At 70.9% G+C, this 15,267-nt stretch carries 13 protein-coding genes; 6 read left to right on the plus strand and 7 right to left on the minus strand.

Annotated elements, in window-relative coordinates:
- Window positions 1-69: 69 nt before the first annotated feature.
- Genes AB0H12_RS21230 through AB0H12_RS21245 form a run of 4 tightly spaced genes read right to left on the minus strand, consistent with a single transcriptional unit; the run spans window position 70 to window position 5,004 of the window.
- A complete protein-coding gene (locus AB0H12_RS21230) occupies window positions 70-2,295 on the minus strand; it encodes a xanthine dehydrogenase family protein molybdopterin-binding subunit (protein ID WP_499624589.1) in 2,226 nt (741 codons plus the stop codon).
- Window positions 2,292-3,647: an 8-oxoguanine deaminase gene (locus AB0H12_RS21235; protein ID WP_499624590.1), complete on the minus strand. Its 1,356-nt coding sequence runs from the start codon at window positions 3,645-3,647 to the stop codon at window positions 2,292-2,294. The genes AB0H12_RS21230 and AB0H12_RS21235 overlap by 4 nt, the downstream gene beginning before the upstream one ends.
- Entirely contained in the window at window positions 3,644-4,129 is a 486-nt protein-coding gene (locus tag AB0H12_RS21240) for a (2Fe-2S)-binding protein (protein ID WP_499624591.1), read from the minus strand. Before AB0H12_RS21240 ends, AB0H12_RS21235 begins: the two co-directional genes overlap by 4 nt.
- Window positions 4,130-4,131: 2 nt before the next feature.
- Complete coding sequence (locus tag AB0H12_RS21245; protein ID WP_499624592.1) at window positions 4,132-5,004, minus strand: FAD binding domain-containing protein; 873 nt, start codon at window positions 5,002-5,004, stop codon at window positions 4,132-4,134.
- A gap of 175 nt (window positions 5,005-5,179) precedes the next feature.
- On the opposite strand from AB0H12_RS21245, the gene AB0H12_RS21250 reads away from it, so the two are divergent.
- Window positions 5,180-6,658 (plus strand): PucR family transcriptional regulator, encoded by a 1,479-nt coding sequence (locus tag AB0H12_RS21250; protein ID WP_499624593.1) that lies wholly within the window; start codon window positions 5,180-5,182, stop codon window positions 6,656-6,658.
- A 64-nt stretch (window positions 6,659-6,722) separates the two neighbouring features.
- Here the strand turns inward: AB0H12_RS21250 and AB0H12_RS21255 are convergent, their stop codons facing one another.
- Complete coding sequence (locus AB0H12_RS21255; RefSeq protein ID WP_499624594.1) at window positions 6,723-7,076, minus strand: Imm1 family immunity protein; 354 nt, start codon at window positions 7,074-7,076, stop codon at window positions 6,723-6,725.
- A 2-nt stretch (window positions 7,077-7,078) separates the two neighbouring features.
- Window positions 7,079-8,491, minus strand: coding sequence for a DUF1996 domain-containing protein (locus AB0H12_RS21260; protein ID WP_499624595.1), 1,413 nt, complete (start codon window positions 8,489-8,491; stop codon window positions 7,079-7,081).
- 377 nt (window positions 8,492-8,868) lie between these two features.
- Between AB0H12_RS21260 and AB0H12_RS21265 the strand changes: the two genes are divergently transcribed.
- The 5 genes from AB0H12_RS21265 to AB0H12_RS21285 all read left to right on the plus strand — a co-directional run bounded on the left by AB0H12_RS21265 (window position 8,869) and on the right by AB0H12_RS21285 (window position 13,855).
- Window positions 8,869-9,798, plus strand: coding sequence for an SMP-30/gluconolactonase/LRE family protein (locus tag AB0H12_RS21265; RefSeq protein WP_499624596.1), 930 nt, complete (start codon window positions 8,869-8,871; stop codon window positions 9,796-9,798).
- Window positions 9,799-10,010: 212 nt separating this feature from the next.
- Complete coding sequence (locus tag AB0H12_RS21270; RefSeq protein WP_499624597.1) at window positions 10,011-12,431, plus strand: sensor histidine kinase; 2,421 nt, start codon at window positions 10,011-10,013, stop codon at window positions 12,429-12,431.
- 41 nt (window positions 12,432-12,472) lie between these two features.
- Window positions 12,473-12,910 (plus strand): roadblock/LC7 domain-containing protein, encoded by a 438-nt coding sequence (locus AB0H12_RS21275; RefSeq protein WP_230565585.1) that lies wholly within the window; start codon window positions 12,473-12,475, stop codon window positions 12,908-12,910.
- Window positions 12,910-13,281, plus strand: a complete 372-nt coding sequence (locus tag AB0H12_RS21280) for a DUF742 domain-containing protein (RefSeq protein WP_230565586.1) — start codon at window positions 12,910-12,912, stop codon at window positions 13,279-13,281. The genes AB0H12_RS21275 and AB0H12_RS21280 overlap by 1 nt, the downstream gene beginning before the upstream one ends.
- The gene (locus AB0H12_RS21285) at window positions 13,262-13,855 is read left to right on the plus strand and encodes a GTP-binding protein (protein WP_123747241.1); all 594 of its coding nucleotides are present in this window, start codon (window positions 13,262-13,264) and stop codon (window positions 13,853-13,855) included. Before AB0H12_RS21280 ends, AB0H12_RS21285 begins: the two co-directional genes overlap by 20 nt.
- 42 nt (window positions 13,856-13,897) lie before the next feature.
- Here the strand turns inward: AB0H12_RS21285 and AB0H12_RS21290 are convergent, their stop codons facing one another.
- Window positions 13,898-15,265 carry a tryptophanase gene (locus AB0H12_RS21290; protein WP_499624598.1) on the minus strand — a complete coding sequence of 456 codons (1,368 nt, stop codon included), beginning with the start codon at window positions 15,263-15,265 and terminating at the stop codon, window positions 13,898-13,900.
- Between the last annotated feature and the right edge of the window lie 2 nt (window positions 15,266-15,267).

The following is a 15,267-nucleotide window of genomic DNA, read 5'->3' on the forward strand; positions in this document are numbered from 1 at the left end:
GGGGCGTGCGCCAGCGCGCCACGGCGGCCGTGGCGACTGCTTCGTTCGGTGTGGGGGCCCGCGCGGGGGTCAGGTGCCGGTGATGTGCTCCGGTCGCACGGGCACGCGGTTCAGGGCGAGGCCGGTGGCGGCGCGGATGGCCGCGACGATGGCCGGGGTGGACGAGATGGTGGGCGGCTCACCGACGCCCCGCACGCCGTACGGCGCGTTCGGGTCGGCGAGTTCCAGCACGTCGATGCTCATCGGCGGCATGTCGAGCACGGTCGGGATGAGGTAGTCGGTGAACGACGGGTTGCGCAGCTTGCCGCCCTGGGTCTGGATCTCCTCCATCACCGCGAGGCCGAGGCCCTGCGCCGACCCGCCCTGGATCTGGCCGAGCACGGCCTGCGGGTTGAGCGCCTTGCCGACGTCCTGCGCGCAGTCGAGCTCGACCACCTTCACCAGGCCGAGCTCCACGTCCACGTCCACCACGGCGCGGTGCGCGGCGAACCCGTACTGCACGTGGGCGTTGCCCTGCCCGGTCTCGGGGTCGATGGGCTCGGTGGCGCGGTGCCGCCACTCCACCGTCTCGTCGATCACGTCGTCGCCCAGCAGGCCGGCCAGGTCCACGGTGGACAGGTCGCGGCCACCGGCGAGCTTGGTCAGCTTCTCCCGCACGGCCGCGCACGCGGCCTTCACCGCGCCGCCGGTCACGTAGGTCTGGCGGGACGCGGAGGTGGAGCCGCCGTTGCCGATGCTGGTGTCCATCGGCAGGATCGTCACCCGCTCCACGCCCAGCTCGGTGCGCACGATCTGCTGCATGATCGTCACCAGGCCCTGGCCGACCTCGGCCGCCGCCGTGTGCGCCAGCGCGGCCGGTTCGCCGTTGATGACCTGGAGGCGCACCCGGGCGGTGGAGTAGTCGTCGTAGCCCTCGGAGAAGCAGATGTTCTTGATGCCCACGGCGTACCCCACACCGCGCACCACGCCTTCGCCGTGGGTGGTGTTGGAGACGCCTCCGGGCATGTCACGCAAATCGATCGCGGTCGCCTGCGGCGGCATGGGCTTGTCCTTCACCAGCTTCAGCAGCTGCGCGACGGGCGCGGCCGAGTCGACCACCTGCCCGGTCGGCATGACCGAGCCCTCGCTCATCGCGTTGACGATCCGCACGTCGACCGGATCCATGCCGAGCGCCTCGGCGAGCTTGTCCATCTGGGACTCGTAGGCGAAAGCGGACTGCACCGCGCCGAACCCGCGCATCGCGCCGCACGGCGGGTTGTTCGTGTAGACGCCCCAGCAGTCGACCGTCACGTTGTCCACGTCGTACGGGCCGACGCCGAGCGTGGCCGCGTTCGCCACCACGGCGGAGGTGCTGGAGGCGTACGCACCGCCGTCGAGGTGGATCCGGGCCTTGACGTACACGAGCTTGCCGGTGCGGTCGGCGCCGTGCTCGTAGTGCAGCACCGCCGGGTGTCGGTGCACGTGACCGTAGAACGACTCCTCGCGGTTGTAGACCATCTTGGTCGGCTTGCCGGTGCGCAGCGCCAGCAGGCACGCGTGGACCTGCATGGACAGGTCCTCGCGTCCGCCGAACGCGCCGCCGACGCCGGACAGCGTCAGGCGCACCTGCTCCAGCGGCAGGCCGAGGGCCGCCGCGACCTGGCCCTGGTCGACGTGCAGCCACTGGGTGGCGATGTAGAGGTCGACGCCGCCGTCCTCGTCGGGCACGGCGAGGCCGGACTCGGGTCCCAGGAACGCCTGGTCCTGCATGCCGACCTCGTACCGGCCGGTGACCACGACCTCGGCCCGCGCGTGCTGGTCGCCCCGCCGCACGGGCACGTGGCGCACGAGGTTGCCGCCGGGGTGCAGCGGCGTGTCGTCGACCGCCGTCTCCATGTCCACGACAGGCGTGAGCACCTCGTACTCCACCTTGATGCGCTTCATGGCGCGCTGCGCGGTCTCCGGGTGGTCCGCGCCGACGAGGGCGACTGGTTCACCCTGGTAGCGGACGATGCCCTCGGCGAGCACCGGTTGGTCCTTGTGCTCCAGCCCGTACCGGTTCCGGCCCGGCACGTCCTCGTGCGTGAGCACGGCGTGCACGCCGGGCACCTGGAGCGCCTCGGTCAGGTCGATCGAGAGGATCCGCGCGTACGGGTGCGGGCTGCGCAGGGTCGCGCCCCAGATCATGTCCTCGTGCCACAGGTCCGAGGCGTAGGCGAACTCGCCCCGCACCTTGAGGTTCCCGTCGGGCCGCTGCGGGCTGGAGCCGATGCCACCGGACACGGCGGAGGTCAGTTCGGCGGGGGTGAGGCTCATCGCGTCCCCTTCAGTCGCTCGGCGGCGGCGCGCAGGTCGCGCGCGAGATCGGTTTCGGAGGTGGTGCGCAGCTCGCCGTCGTCCACCACGGTCCGGCCGCCCACCAGCAGGAGCTTCAGCTTCGGCAGCGGTCCGAGCACCAGAGCGGCCACCGGGTCGTCGATGCCCGCGTGGTCGAGACCGTCGAGGCGCCACACGGCCAGGTCGGCGAGCTTGCCCGGTTCGATCGAGCCGATCTCCCGGTCGCGCCCGAGGCAGCGCGCGCCGCCCATGGTGCCCAGCCACAGCGCCCGGCGGACGTCCAACGCCTTGGGGCCGCCGCGCTGCCTGGCCTGCAACAGGGCCTGGTGCAGCTCCTCGACCATCCCGCCGGACTCGTTGGACGCCGCGCCGTCCACGCCGAGGCCGACCGGGGCGCCGGCGTCGAGCAGCTCGCGGACGGGGGCGATGCCGGTACCGAGCCGGCCGTTGGAGGTGGGGCAGTGGGCGCTGCCGGTGCCGGTGGAGCCCAGCCGCTTCACCGCGTCGGGTGACAGGTGCACGGTGTGCGCGAGCCACACGTCGTCACCGAGCCAGCCGAGGCGTTCGGCGTACTCGGTGGGCGTGCAGCCGTACTCGGCCTGGCACTGGTCCTCCTCGTCGACCGTCTCGGCGAGGTGGGTGTGCAGCCGGACGCCCTTGGCGCGGGCCAGCTCCGCCGCGCCGGTCATCAGCTCGGCGCTGACCGAGAACGGCGAGCACGGCCCGACGGCCACCCGGATCAGCGCGTCCGGGCTCGTGTCGTGGTGGTCGTTCACGGCCTGTTCGGTGGCGACGAGCGCGGCCTCGGTGTCCTCGACCAGGTTGTCCGGCGGCAGGCCGCCGTGCGACCGGCCGCGGTCCATCGAGCCGCGGATGGCGTGCAGGCGGAGGCCGACGCGCTTGCCCGCCTCGACCAGGGCGGCGAACTGGTCGCCGCCGTCGCGCGGGTAGACGTAGTGGTGGTCGGCGGCGGTCGTGCACCCGGTGGTCGCGAGCTTCGCCAGCCCGGCGGAGGCCGCCGAGTGCGTGATCTCGGCGTCCAGACCGCGCCACACCGGGTACAGCGTGGTCAGCCACTCGAACAGCGTGGCGTCCTGGGCGAGGCCCCGGGTGGCCCATTGGTAGAGGTGGTGGTGGGTGTTGACCAGACCCGGCGTCACCAGGCAGCCGCTGCCGTCGACCCACGTGTGCGGGCCGGTCGGCTTGGGCGCCTGGCCCGCGCCCACCGCGGTGATCCGGCCGTTCTCGATGACGACGTGGCCGAACGCGTGCTCGGTGCCCGCGGCGTCCACCGTGGCCACCGCGACACCGTCGAGGATGGTCGGCGTCATCGGGTCGCGGCCTCCGGGTCCGCCCTGCGGGTCGCGGCCAGGCGCACGGCGTCCAGGATCTTCTCGTACCCGGTGCAGCGGCACAGGTTCCCGGCGAGGGCCTCGCGGATCTCCGGGTCGCTCGGCTTCGGCACGCGGTCGAGCAGGTCGTGCGCGGTGACCACGAGACCGGGCGTGCAGAACCCGCACTGCACCGCGCCCGCCTCCACGAACGCCTCCTGGACCGGGTCGAGCCGATCGCCGTCGGCCAGGCCTTCCACCGTCCGAACCTCGCGGTCCTGCACCTGGCCCGCGGCCACCAGACAGGAGCACACCGGCGTGTTGTCCAGGTACACCGTGCACGAGCCGCACTCGCCCTGCTCGCACGCGTTCTTCGAACCGGGCAGACCCAGCCGCTCGCGCAGCAGGAACAGCAGGCTCTCGCCCTCCCACACGTCGTCGGCCTGCCTCGGCTCGCCGTTCACCGTCACGTTCACGCGCATGGTCAGGCCACCTTCTCGGAGTAGTCGCGCCAAGCCCAGTCGAGCGTGCGGCGGGCCAGCACGGAGAGGGCGTGCTTGCGGTACGCGGCCGAGCCGCGCACGTCGTCGATGGGGCTCGCGGCCTCCGCCACGAGTTCGCCGAACCGCCGTTTCACCGAGTCCAACAGTGGTTTCGGCGAGTCCCACTGGTTGGTGGCGGTGAGCTCGGCGGACAGGAACTCCTCGGCCGCCGACGCGCGGCGCGGCGTGGGCGCGGCGCTGCCGACCGCGGCGCCGACCCGCTGCCCCGCCGGGTGCAGGGCGACGGCGAACGAGCACACGGCGATCACCATGGCGTTGCGCGTGCCGACCTTGGCGAACTGCTGCGGCGCCCGCGTGACCGGCACGTGGACCGCCGTGATCAGCTCGTCCGGCTCTAAGGCGTTGCGCTTCACGCCCAGGTAGAACGCGGTGGCCGGGATCAGCCGGGTGCCCCTGGTCGAGGCGGCCTCCACGGTGGCGTCCCCGGCGAGCAGCACGGGGTGCGTGTCACCGGCGGGCGAGGCCGCGCCGAGGTTGCCGCCGACCGTGCCCCGGTTGCGGATCTGCGGCGAGCCGACCGTGCGGGACGCCATCGCCAGCCCGGGCAGGCGGTCGCCCAGCTCGTCGATGATCCGCGTGTACGGGACGCCGGAGCCGATGCGCACCGCGCCGCCGTCGGAGTCCCAGGAGCGGAGTTCGACGATCCGGGTCAGGTCGAGCAGGGCGGTCGGACGGCGGTGGTCGAAGTTCAGCTCCACCATCACGTCCGTGCCACCGGCGATGGGCACGGCGTCCGGGCGCTGCGCCTTGAGGGCCAGCGCCTCGGCCAGGGTGTCGGGGCGGAGGAAATCCATCAGCTACCTCGGTGGGGTGGAGTGCGCGGTGTGTGAGCCAGTACACAGACCCAGGGCGGTGATCGGCTAGGGCGGTGTGGATGAATCCCAGACTCCTACGACGAGTGGATTTGTGCTTTCCTACAAACACGATCGGACGACGGTAATCCGGTGGGATGACGTGGAGGAGGCGCCCGTGTTGCTGGTTCGGAGCCTGCTCGCGATGCCGGAACTCCGCCTTCGCCTCGTCAGCGGCACCGAGTCGTTGGACAGGCCCGTGACCAGGCTCTATGGCACCGAATTGCCCGATCCGGCCCGCTACCTGTCCGGCGGCGAGCTGGTGCTCTCCGGACTGTTGTGGCACCGCACGGCCGCCGATTGTGAAAAGTTTGTCGCTTCCTTGGCGGCGGCGGGAGTCGCCGCGTTGGCGGCCAGCTCGCCCGACGCGGCCGACTTGCCCGAAGCGCTCGTGCGGGCGTGCGAACGATACGGAGTGCCGCTGCTGGAGGTGCCGGTCGACCTGTCGTTCGCGGCCATCACCGAACGAGTGGTGGCGGAGCTGGCGGCCGAACGGGTCGGCGACGCGGGCGCGTTGCTCGGCAGGCACCGGCGGCTGCTGACCGTGGTCGCCGACGGCGGCGGGCTGTCGGAACTGGTGGCGGCCGGCGCGGCGGAACTGGACGCGCCGTGCTGGGTGCTGTCGTGCACCGGTCACGTCGTCGCCGGGCCCGAGCTGCCGGAGGCGGCGGCGCTCGTGCGGGAGTTCCTGCTGGCCGACCGGCTGCCCCGCGTCGCGCGCGGCACGACGTTGCTGCCGGTGTCCGCGCGCGGGGGTTCGCGGCTGACGTCGTGGATCCTCGTGGTCGCCGGCGACCACACGCAGGACGAGGTGGCCGCCGAGCTGGCCAGCCTGGTCGGCGTGGAGCGGGCGCGGGTCGTGCAGGGGCGGGAGATCGAGAACCGCGCGGCCGGGCCGCTGCTGCGGCAGGTGCTCGCCGGCGGGGACCTCGCGGCGCGGATCGCGGCGGTCGGGTGGGATCCGGACGCGCCGCTGCGGGTGCTGGCGGCGTCGGCCTCGGACGGGCAGGTGGAGCAGGTCGTCGCGCTGGTGGAGGAGGTGCTGGCGTCGATCACGTCGGCGTTCCTGGTGTCCGCCGTCGGCGCGGAGGTGTACGCGCTCGCGCCGTCCGGCTCGTGGACGGAAGGTGTGCGGTCGGCGTTGCGGACGGTGGAACCGGGCCTGCGCTCGACCAGGGTGCTGGTCGGGATCTCGTCACCGGTCGGGCACCCGGGGCTGCGCGGCGCGGCGGAAGAGGCGTCGCACGCCCGGCGGCTGGGCGAACGGCGGACCGGGCGGACGTGCGTGGTGGCGGGGGAGGAGATCGCCCTGCACCAACTCCTGCTGGCCGGAGTGCCGGAGGAACTGCGCCGCTCGCTGCGCCGCCGGCTCCTGGGCCCGGTGCTGGACTACGACGCCGAGCACGGCTCCGACCTCGTCGGCACGCTCCGGGTGTTCCTGGACTGCTCCGGCTCGTGGACCACCGCCGCCGCACGCCTGCACGTCCACGTGAACACCCTGCGGTACCGGGTGGGCCGGGTGGAGGACCTGCTGGGCGTCGACCTGTCGAACTTCACCGAACGGGTGGACCTGTACCTGGCGCTGCAAGCCGGCTGAACCCGGTCTGCGGACGAGCGTCATCCCCGACCCGCCGCCGCGCGGGTCGGGGATGACGTCCTCCTCACCTCACCTGCTGCCACGGGACGAGCGTCGGGCGCTGTCCGGTGGCGAGGAACTCCTCGATCGCGACGGCGAGGTCGGCGACCGGGATCTCGCAGTGGGTGGGGAAGTCGACCCCGGCGTACCGGGGGCGTTGTCGGGGACCCTCGCCGAGGCTGGCCCACGAGCCGGTGATCACGTCGGTGAACAGCATCGCGCCGCGGTCGCCGCGCACGCCGACCCACACGCGGTGGTCCGGGCAGTCGCCGTGCACGAGGGTGGCTTCCCGGGCCACCGCGAGGCGGTCGAGCAGGCGGCGCACGTCGTCCGTGGCGCGCAGTTCGTCCACACCGGACGCGAAGTTGGCCTGGATCATCGTCACTCCTTGCACCGGCGACCGGAGTTCACGCACTGCACCAGTCGGTTCATGATCTCCTCGGACATCACGTTCGCGAAGTCGTCGTGGTCGGAGAACGGGTTGTGCTCCTCCTGCGGGAAGGCGTCGACCGCGTACTGCCCGGCGACCTGGACGTCACGGGGGATGTTGTAGGTCAGGCTGATCCGCAGCTGCGGCACGGCCTTGAACCCCTTGGGGCACTTGCCGTCCTGGTTCGGCGCGACGATGTGGTCGCGGTGGTTGGCGCTGTCGGTGTTCTTGCCGTCCCAGCAGCTGTTGAAGTCGTGGATGCGCTTGACCTTGCTGCCCTCCGGGCAGATCGGGTACTTGTTGATCAGCACCTTGTCCTCGAAGCCGGTGCAGGTCCACGAGTTGCGCGCGTTCTTGGGGCCGTTCGTGGAGACCTTCGCGTCGCCGTAGAGGATCCGGAGGAACTGCGGCATCGGCTCGACCTTGCCGACGGGGCTGCCGCGGAAGGTGATGTCCACGACCTCGGGGCGCTGGATCTCGCCCTCGTTGCCGGGCAGCTCGTTCTCGTCGCTGGCGCTCTTGCCGTCACCCTTCTCCGGCGCGTCGGCCTCGGCTTCCTGCGCCGCCTCGGCCACCTTCGCGTCGTTGGCGTCGCCGTCCTTCACCGTGCACGGCGCGAGCCTCTTGAGCCCTCGTGGTCGTTCGGCGACCCGGTCGACGGCCTGCACGATGCGGTCGATCGTCGCGGTCCGCTTGTCCCGCAGCGGTCCCAGGACGGTGTTGTTGACGAAGTTCGGGTCGTCGACGTTCGCCGCGGCCTTCAGCTTGGTGTTGGCCTCCGCGATCTGGTCCTTCAAGCCCTGGAGGTTGCGGTCCACCTCGGCCTTGGCCTGGCGCGGCACGTTGCGCAGCTTGCGCTGCACGTCGGGGCACTCGACCTCGGCGCCGGCCGGCTCGCCCGGTTCCTCGTCCTCGTTCTCGCGGTCGATCCGGACCACCGGCCAGAAGTAGGCCGACTTGTCGCCGTTCTTGCAGGTGGTGTCGGCTTCCAGCAGGCTTTCGTCGGTGGAGTCGGCGTCGGTCGACACGTTGCCCACGTAGTCGTGCAGGTGCTCGGCGCCGTTGCGGACACCCGGCTGCGCGATGAAGTTGTCCGGGTTGAAGTGGCCGTTCTCGTTGCGGCCGCAGTCCACGGTGAACGTGCCGGTGCTCGCGCCCCGTCGCGGCTGGGGCGTCCTCACGTTGCGCTGCTGCTTCGTGATGTCGACGAACAGGGAGATGTCGGCCCCGTCCGCCTGGGCGGTGCCTTGATCGCCGGTGGTGCTGATCGCGACGGCCAGGCCGATCGTGAGCGCCAACCCGGTCACGCCGGCAGTCAGCTTCGTGCGCCGGGAGAAGCGGTGCCGCCCCTGGTTTCGCGTCATGGATGTGTCACCTCGTCGTAGGTACGCGCATGTGTGCGTTGAACCCCGACCGCCGGTGGGCGGTGGACACAGTGGCATACGTGCCGAACCCAGTCCGCGACCTGACCGTTACCCGTTCGTTATCTGAACCGACCCCTAACCTTTCGCCCCGCCGGCCGGGGCGTTGCCCCTGTCCCATCACTGGGCCTGGCGTCGCGTGGCGGCGTATCGGAGCACGCGTTCCCGTTGGAACCCGGCGCCTTCCTGTCCGGGTGCCCGTCGATCCTGCTCCTGTCGGTTTGCTGTAGATGCCCGCACCACGCGCGCGATGGGCTTCACCGGGTGGCGAGGGCTGCGGAACACTCCCGGGACGCCTCAAGAGCGAAGAAGGAGTGGTCATGTCTCGCACACTCGGTGCGCTGGCCGCCGTGGTGCTGGGGGTCTCCCTCGTCACCGCCGCGCCCGCCACCGCAGCGCAAGCACACCCGTTCCCCGCCGAATTCCCCTTGCCCGACGGGTTCCTGCCGGAAGGCATCGCGATCGGGGACGTGCCGACCGCCTACTTCGGGTCGCGGGCCGACGGGGACCTGTTCCGCGTCGACCTCCGCACCGGGCGCGGCGAGGTGTTCAGCCAAGGACCCGGCACGGCTTCGGTCGGGGTGAAGGTCGATTGGCGCAAGCGGCTGTTCGTGGCCGGTGGCGCGGGTGGTGACGGGCGGGTCGTCGACGCTCGAACGGGAGCGATCCTCAAGTCTTACCGGTTCACGTCCGACGCGAATACTTTCGTCAACGACGTCGTGATCACCGACGCCGCCGCCTACTTCACCGACTCGCGCAACGCGGTGCTCTATCGCGTCCCGTTCGGCCGGCGCGGCTCGTTGCCGGAGTCGCACACCGCGATTCCGCTGACCGGCGACTTCGTCCTGACCCCCGGCGTGAACAACGCCAACGGGATCGCGGAGACGCCCGACGGCAAAGCGCTGTTGATCGTCCAGAGCAACACCGGTCAACTGCACCGGGTCGACCCGCGCACGGGCGTGACGACCGCCGTCGACCTGGGCGGCGAGGTGCTGACCAACGGCGACGGGCTGCTCGTCGAGGGCCGCACGCTGTACGTCGTGCAGAACCGGCTGAACGCGGTCGCGGTGTTTTCCCTGGCCAGGGACGGATCGAGCGGTGCGCTCGTGACCAAGATCACCGACGCGCGGTTCGACGTGCCGACCACCGTCGCGTCGTTCGCCGGCCGGCTCTACCTGCCCAACGCCCGCTTCACCACACCGCCCACGCCCACGACGACGTACGACGCCGTTTCGGTGCCGAAGCCGTGAAACACGGGGGGTCGGTGTCGAGAAGTTCACATCGGCCCCCTGTTCGGGGCATCACTCGACTGGGTAACCTCATCGTCGCGTCGCGCAAGTGATCGCTGCCTCTTCGTAATAATGATCTTCGAGTGTTACCGTTCCGTCGCCGATCAGGTGAAGAAGAGTCAGCGTTCCTAGTGCTGCGCCTGACCTGGCAACGGACGAGGCTGCGGAGCGCTGTGAAGCAGAAGAGCACCACGGAGACGAACTACAAGACGATCCGATCACGACTCACCGGCGTCGTAGTCGTCCCCAGCATCGTCCTGCTCATCATGTGGGCGCTGTTCTCGTCGTACACCCTGTTCGACGGCTTCTACCTCCGCGCGGTCGCCTCCGGCGTGAAGGACGCGTCGATCCCGGCGGTCCAGACGTTCGCCGCGCTGCAGAAGGAGCGCGAGCTCAGCATGACCGCGCTGAGCCAGCCCTCCCTCGGCACCAGCAACCTCGAGGTGCAGCAGGCCGAGACCGACCGCGCGGTCGAGGGGATGCGCAAGGCGTTCGACGAGCTGGCGTCCCAGGCGCCGCAGGAGATCGTCGACAAGATCAACGCGCTCAACGTGCTGCTGGACCAGCTGCCGCAGCGCCGGTCCGCCCTCGACGTCGGACGCGCCTCGAAGACCGAGATCTACACGTACTACAACAGCCTCCTCGACGCCGGTGACGCGCTGTTCAGCGTGCAGGCGCGCGTGGTGCCCGACCACGAGTCCGTGAAGGGCGCCATCACCGCCGAGGAGTACTTCAAGGCGGCCGACTGGATGTCCCGCGCCACGTCGCTCGCGTCGAGCGCCCTGGCCGCCGGGCAGTTCACGCCCGAGGAGCACATCGAGTTCGCCAACCTCGTCGGCGCCTACCACTCTTCTTACGACTCGATCGCGCCCTACGCCCAGCCCGAGGTGCGCGAGCACTACCAGTTCATGATCGAGGGCGACCAGTGGAAGCGGCTGGTCGAGTTCGAGGGCAGGCTGATCCAGAACGGCCCGAAGCCGGGCAACGCGGGGTCGCTGCAGGAGTGGCAGAGCGTCAGCGGCCCCATCTCCGACGAGCTGGTCGCGCTGGTCAGCGAGCAGGCGTCGAGCGCGGTGAACGTGACCATGGGCCGCGGCGAGAGCAAGTTCCGCACCGTGCTCATCGGCAGCCTGGTCGCGCTGCTCGCCGTGATCATCGGCATCCTGATCGCGATCCGCACGTCGAACCGCCTGGTCAACCGGGCCCTGATCACGCGCCTCACGGCGTTGAAGAAGGACTCGCTGACCCTGGCGCACGAACGGCTGCCCGACATCGTCGACCGGCTCCGCGAGGGCAAGCACGTGGACGTCGAGGTCGAGGTGCCGCCGCTCGACTACGGCAGCGACGAGATCGGCCAGGTGGCGGACGCGTTCAACGCGGCCCAGTACACCGCCGTCGCCGCGGCCGTCAAGGAGAGCCAGGCCCGCGAAGGCGTGAACCGGGTCTTCCTCGACATCGCGCACCGCAACCAGGGCCTGGTGCACCGCCAGCTGAAGATCCTGGACAAGCTGGAGCGCGAGGAGGAGAACCCCGAGCAGCTCGACGCGCTGTTCCAGCTCGACCACCTCGCCACCCGCGCCCGCCGCAACGCGGAGAACCTGATCATCCTCGCGGGCGAGCAGCCCGGCAGGCAGTGGCGCAAGCCCGTGCGCCTGCTCGACGTGCTGCGCGCCGCGGTCGCCGAGACCGAGCAGTACGTGCGGGTCAAGGTGAACCCCGTGCCGGACACCGCGCTGGTCGGCGCGGCCGTCGCCGACACCATCCACCTGATCGCCGAGCTGGTCGACAACGCCACCGCGTTCTCCTCGCCGCGGTCGCAGGTGCAGGTGCACGCCAGCGAAGTGCCCCAGGGCATCGTGGTCGAGATCGAGGACCACGGCCTCGGCATCAACCCGGAGGACCGCGAGCAGCACAACGCGATGCTGGCCGACCCGCCGGAGTTCGACGCGATGCGCCTGCGCGGCGAGTCCCGGCTCGGCCTGTTCGTGGTCGCCCGGCTCGCCGCCCGCCGCGGCATCCACGTCGAACTGCGCGACTCGCCCTACGGCGGCACGCTGGCGCTGGTGCTGATCCCGTCCGCGATCGTCGCGGGCCCCACCACGGCGACGGAGCCCGCCGAGACCCGGCAGTTGCCCCGCCGCTCCTTCCACGACATCCCGGAGCAGGGCGACGACTCAGTGCGAGACGCCAGGTTTCCCGACAGTTCCCGAGACCTCGAGGGGTTCTGGGCCCAGGCCGAGGCCGCAGCCAACCAGGATTCCGTTCCAGAGGTCGAACGACTGAGCGGCGGGCTGGACCTGTCGCAGCGCAGCGGCGAGCTCGACCTGCCGCAGCGGAAGCGGGCCACGTCCGAGTGGCCCGCCGACGAGCCGGAGTCGGCCGCCGCCGTCGCCGACCGACCCGAACTGCCACGCAGGCGCCGTCAGCAGAACCTGGCGCCGCAGCTGGTGCGCAACGATTTCCACCCTTCGCCCGAACCGCTCCCCGAGGTCGACCCCGAGAAGTCCGCCGAGAGGGTCCGCAAGGGCCTGTCGGCGTTCCAACGGGGCACACGCGACGCCCGTCGGACACCCGCCGACGACCTCGAACCCTGACCAGCAGTGGCCGGACGACTGGAAACCGGAAAGGCAACCCGATGAACGACATGACCAGCCAGCACAACGAACTGAACTGGTTGTTGGAGGACTTGGTCAACCGGGTGGTCGGAGCTCGGCACGCGGTGGTCCTCTCGGCCGACGGCCTCCTGCTGGGCCGCTCGCCCGGGCTGTCGAAGGACGACTCGGACCACCTGTCCGCGATGGCGTCGGCGTTCCAGAGCCTGGCCCGCGGCACGGGACGGCACTTCGGCGGCGGTGCGGTGCGGCAGACCATCGTCGAGATGGAGCACGCCTACCTCTTCGTCACCGCGGCCGGCCACGGCGCCTGCCTGGCCGTCCTTGGCGAAGAGGACTCCGACATGGGCATGATCGCCTACGAGATGAACATGCTCGTCAAGCGCGTCGGCACGTACCTGTCGTCGGCGCCGCGCGGCACCGCCGCGGCGAGCCTGCCGGCCGCTCGAAGGTCCTCCTGATGGCGGGCCGCGAGGACTGGTGGTACGACGAGGCCGCGGGCCCGCTCGTCCGCCCGTACGCGATGGTGCGCGGTCGGACCCGCCCGCTGCGGCCGGAGCTGCACCTGGTGACGCAGGTGCGCGCGATGCCGTCGGCGTCGGACCCGGACGCGTTGTCGGTCGAGCACATGGAGATCATGGAGCTGTGCCGGCGCCCGTTGTCCGTGGCGGAGGTGGCCGCGTACCTCGATGTGCCGCTCGTCGTCGTCAAGGTGTTGCTGAGCGATCTCATCCAGCGCGGTGACGTCGTGATCCGAGACCCCTCCCGAGTCCCGCAAGTGCCGGACCGGAACCTGCTCCAGGCGGTGTTGGATGGTGTCCGTGGAATCTGAGCGGCCGGGTGGGGAACTGCTCGTACCCACCCCAGTGAAGATCGTCATCGCCGGTGGCTTCGGCACGGGGAAGACGACGATGGTCAACTCGGTCAGCGAGATACCCCCGCTGCACACCGAGGAGCTGCTCACCGAGGCCGGTGTCGGCGTCGACGACGTGCTGGGCCTGGAGTCCAAGGAGACCACCACGGTCGCCCTCGACTTCGGCCGCATCACCATCAACCCGGAGGTGGTGCTGTACCTGTTCGGCACCCCGGGGCAGAACCGGTTCTGGTTCATGTGGGACGAGCTGGCCTACGGCGCGATCGGCGCGGTGATCCTGGTCGACACGCGGCGGCTGGACAGCAGCTTCCCGTCGATCGACTTCTTCGAGCGGCGCGGCATCCCGTTCATCATCGCGGTGAACTGCTTCGAGGGCGCGCACAACTACGAGGTCGACGAGGTGCGCAGGGCCCTGGACGTGGACGCCGCCATCCCGCTCGTGCTGTGCGACGCGCGGGACCGCGAGTCGGCCAAGACCGTGCTGGTGAGCCTGATCCAGCACACCATGGACCGGCTCGACGCCATGGCCTGACCGGCCGGAGGCGGGTGACCGGGACACCGGTCACCCGTCCGCCTACACCACCGGTTCGAGCCTGCAGTTGAAGTGCCGCAACAGCTTCGGCACGTGCGTCAACCGGTAGCCGGGCACCCTCTCGGGGTCCTTCGCGATCTCCGCCAGCGTCTCGCCGACGTACTCCAGGTGGCTCTGCGTGTAGACCCGGCGCGGGATGGCCAGGCGGACCAGCTCGTACGGCGCGGGTTTGACCAGCTCACCCGCGTCGTCCAGCTCGCCGAGGTACAGCGAGCCGAGCTCCGCGCACCGGATCCCGCCCGCCAGGTACAGCTCGGTGGCCAGGGCGAACCCCGGGAACCGGCTCGCCGGCAGGTGCCGCAGCAGGCGACCGGCGTTGAGGTACACCGCGTGCACGCCGGTCGGCCGCACGCTGTCCACCCCCGCCGCTCGGGCCAACTCCGCCACGTACGCCGTGGCGTCCGCCCGGGCCCGCAGGTACTCCGGGTCGGTCACCTCGAGCAGGCCTTGCGCCAGCATCTCCAGGTCACGACCGGAAAGACCGCCGTAGGTGCGGAAACCCTCGGTCGCGATCAGCAGCAGCTCGCACTTGGCGGCCAGTTCGGGGTCCCGGACGGCGAGCAACCCTCCCATGTGGACGATGCCGTCCTTCTTCAGGCTCGCCACGCACCCGTCGGCCAGCCGGAACGCCTCCTCCGCGACCTGCCGCGGCGTGTGGTGCTCGTAGCCGGGCTCCCGCTGGGTGACCAGCCACGCGTTCTCCGCGAAGCGCGCCGCGTCGAGGAAGAACGGCACGCCGTGGCGGCGGGCGATCCCGGCCGCCGCCTTGATGTTGGCCATCGACACCGGCTGCCCACCACCACCGTTGTTGGTGATGGTGAGCAGCACGATGGCGACGTCCCGCGGTCCGGACAGGATGGCTTCCAGCGCGTCGAGGTCGATGTCGCCCTTGAACGGCGCGTCGTCGTCGAGGTCCTTCGCCGCCTGGCACGGCAGGTCGACGGCGTGGCCACCGAGGATCTCGACGTTCGCCCGCGTGGTGTCGAAGTGCGTGTTGCTGACGCTGACCTGGCCCGGCTTGAGCAGGGCGGTGAACAGGATCCGCTCGGCCGCGCGCCCCTGGTGGACGGGGAAGGCGTGCGGGTAGCCGGTCAGGTCGTGCACCACGTCGTGGAAGCGGTAGTAGGAGCGCGCACCGGCGTAGGTCTCGTCACCACGCAGTCCCGCCGCCTGCTGCTCGGCCGACAGGGCGCCGGTGCCCGAGTCGCTGAGCAGGTCGATCGTCACATCGGTGGCGGCGAGGTTGAACGGGTTGTACCCGGCGGCGGCCAGCGCCCGCTCGCGGTGCGCGCGCGTGGTGATCGGGATGGGCTCCACGACCTTGATGCGGTACGGCTCCATCGTGGGCATGG

This window comes from Actinosynnema sp. NPDC023794 (assembly GCF_040639675.1).
GTDB classification, from domain to species: Bacteria; Actinomycetota; Actinomycetes; order Mycobacteriales; family Pseudonocardiaceae; genus Actinosynnema; species Actinosynnema luteola.

Coding starts and splice junctions, on each gene's coding strand:
- AB0H12_RS21245 (WP_499624592.1), bottom strand. CDS start 5,004: ATGGATTTCCTCCGCCCCGACACCCTGGCCGAGGCGCTGGCCCTCAAG.
- AB0H12_RS21260 (WP_499624595.1), bottom strand. CDS start 8,491: ATGACGCGAAACCAGGGGCGGCACCGCTTCTCCCGGCGCACGAAGCTG.
- AB0H12_RS21285 (WP_123747241.1), top strand. CDS start 13,262: ATGGTGTCCGTGGAATCTGAGCGGCCGGGTGGGGAACTGCTCGTACCC.
- AB0H12_RS21235 (WP_499624590.1), bottom strand. CDS start 3,647: ATGACGCCGACCATCCTCGACGGTGTCGCGGTGGCCACGGTGGACGCC.
- AB0H12_RS21230 (WP_499624589.1), bottom strand. CDS start 2,295: ATGAGCCTCACCCCCGCCGAACTGACCTCCGCCGTGTCCGGTGGCATC.
- AB0H12_RS21275 (WP_230565585.1), top strand. CDS start 12,473: ATGAACGACATGACCAGCCAGCACAACGAACTGAACTGGTTGTTGGAG.
- AB0H12_RS21255 (WP_499624594.1), bottom strand. CDS start 7,076: ATGATCCAGGCCAACTTCGCGTCCGGTGTGGACGAACTGCGCGCCACG.
- AB0H12_RS21240 (WP_499624591.1), bottom strand. CDS start 4,129: ATGCGCGTGAACGTGACGGTGAACGGCGAGCCGAGGCAGGCCGACGAC.
- AB0H12_RS21265 (WP_499624596.1), top strand. CDS start 8,869: ATGTCTCGCACACTCGGTGCGCTGGCCGCCGTGGTGCTGGGGGTCTCC.
- AB0H12_RS21280 (WP_230565586.1), top strand. CDS start 12,910: ATGGCGGGCCGCGAGGACTGGTGGTACGACGAGGCCGCGGGCCCGCTC.
- AB0H12_RS21290 (WP_499624598.1), bottom strand. CDS start 15,265: ATGCCCACGATGGAGCCGTACCGCATCAAGGTCGTGGAGCCCATCCCG.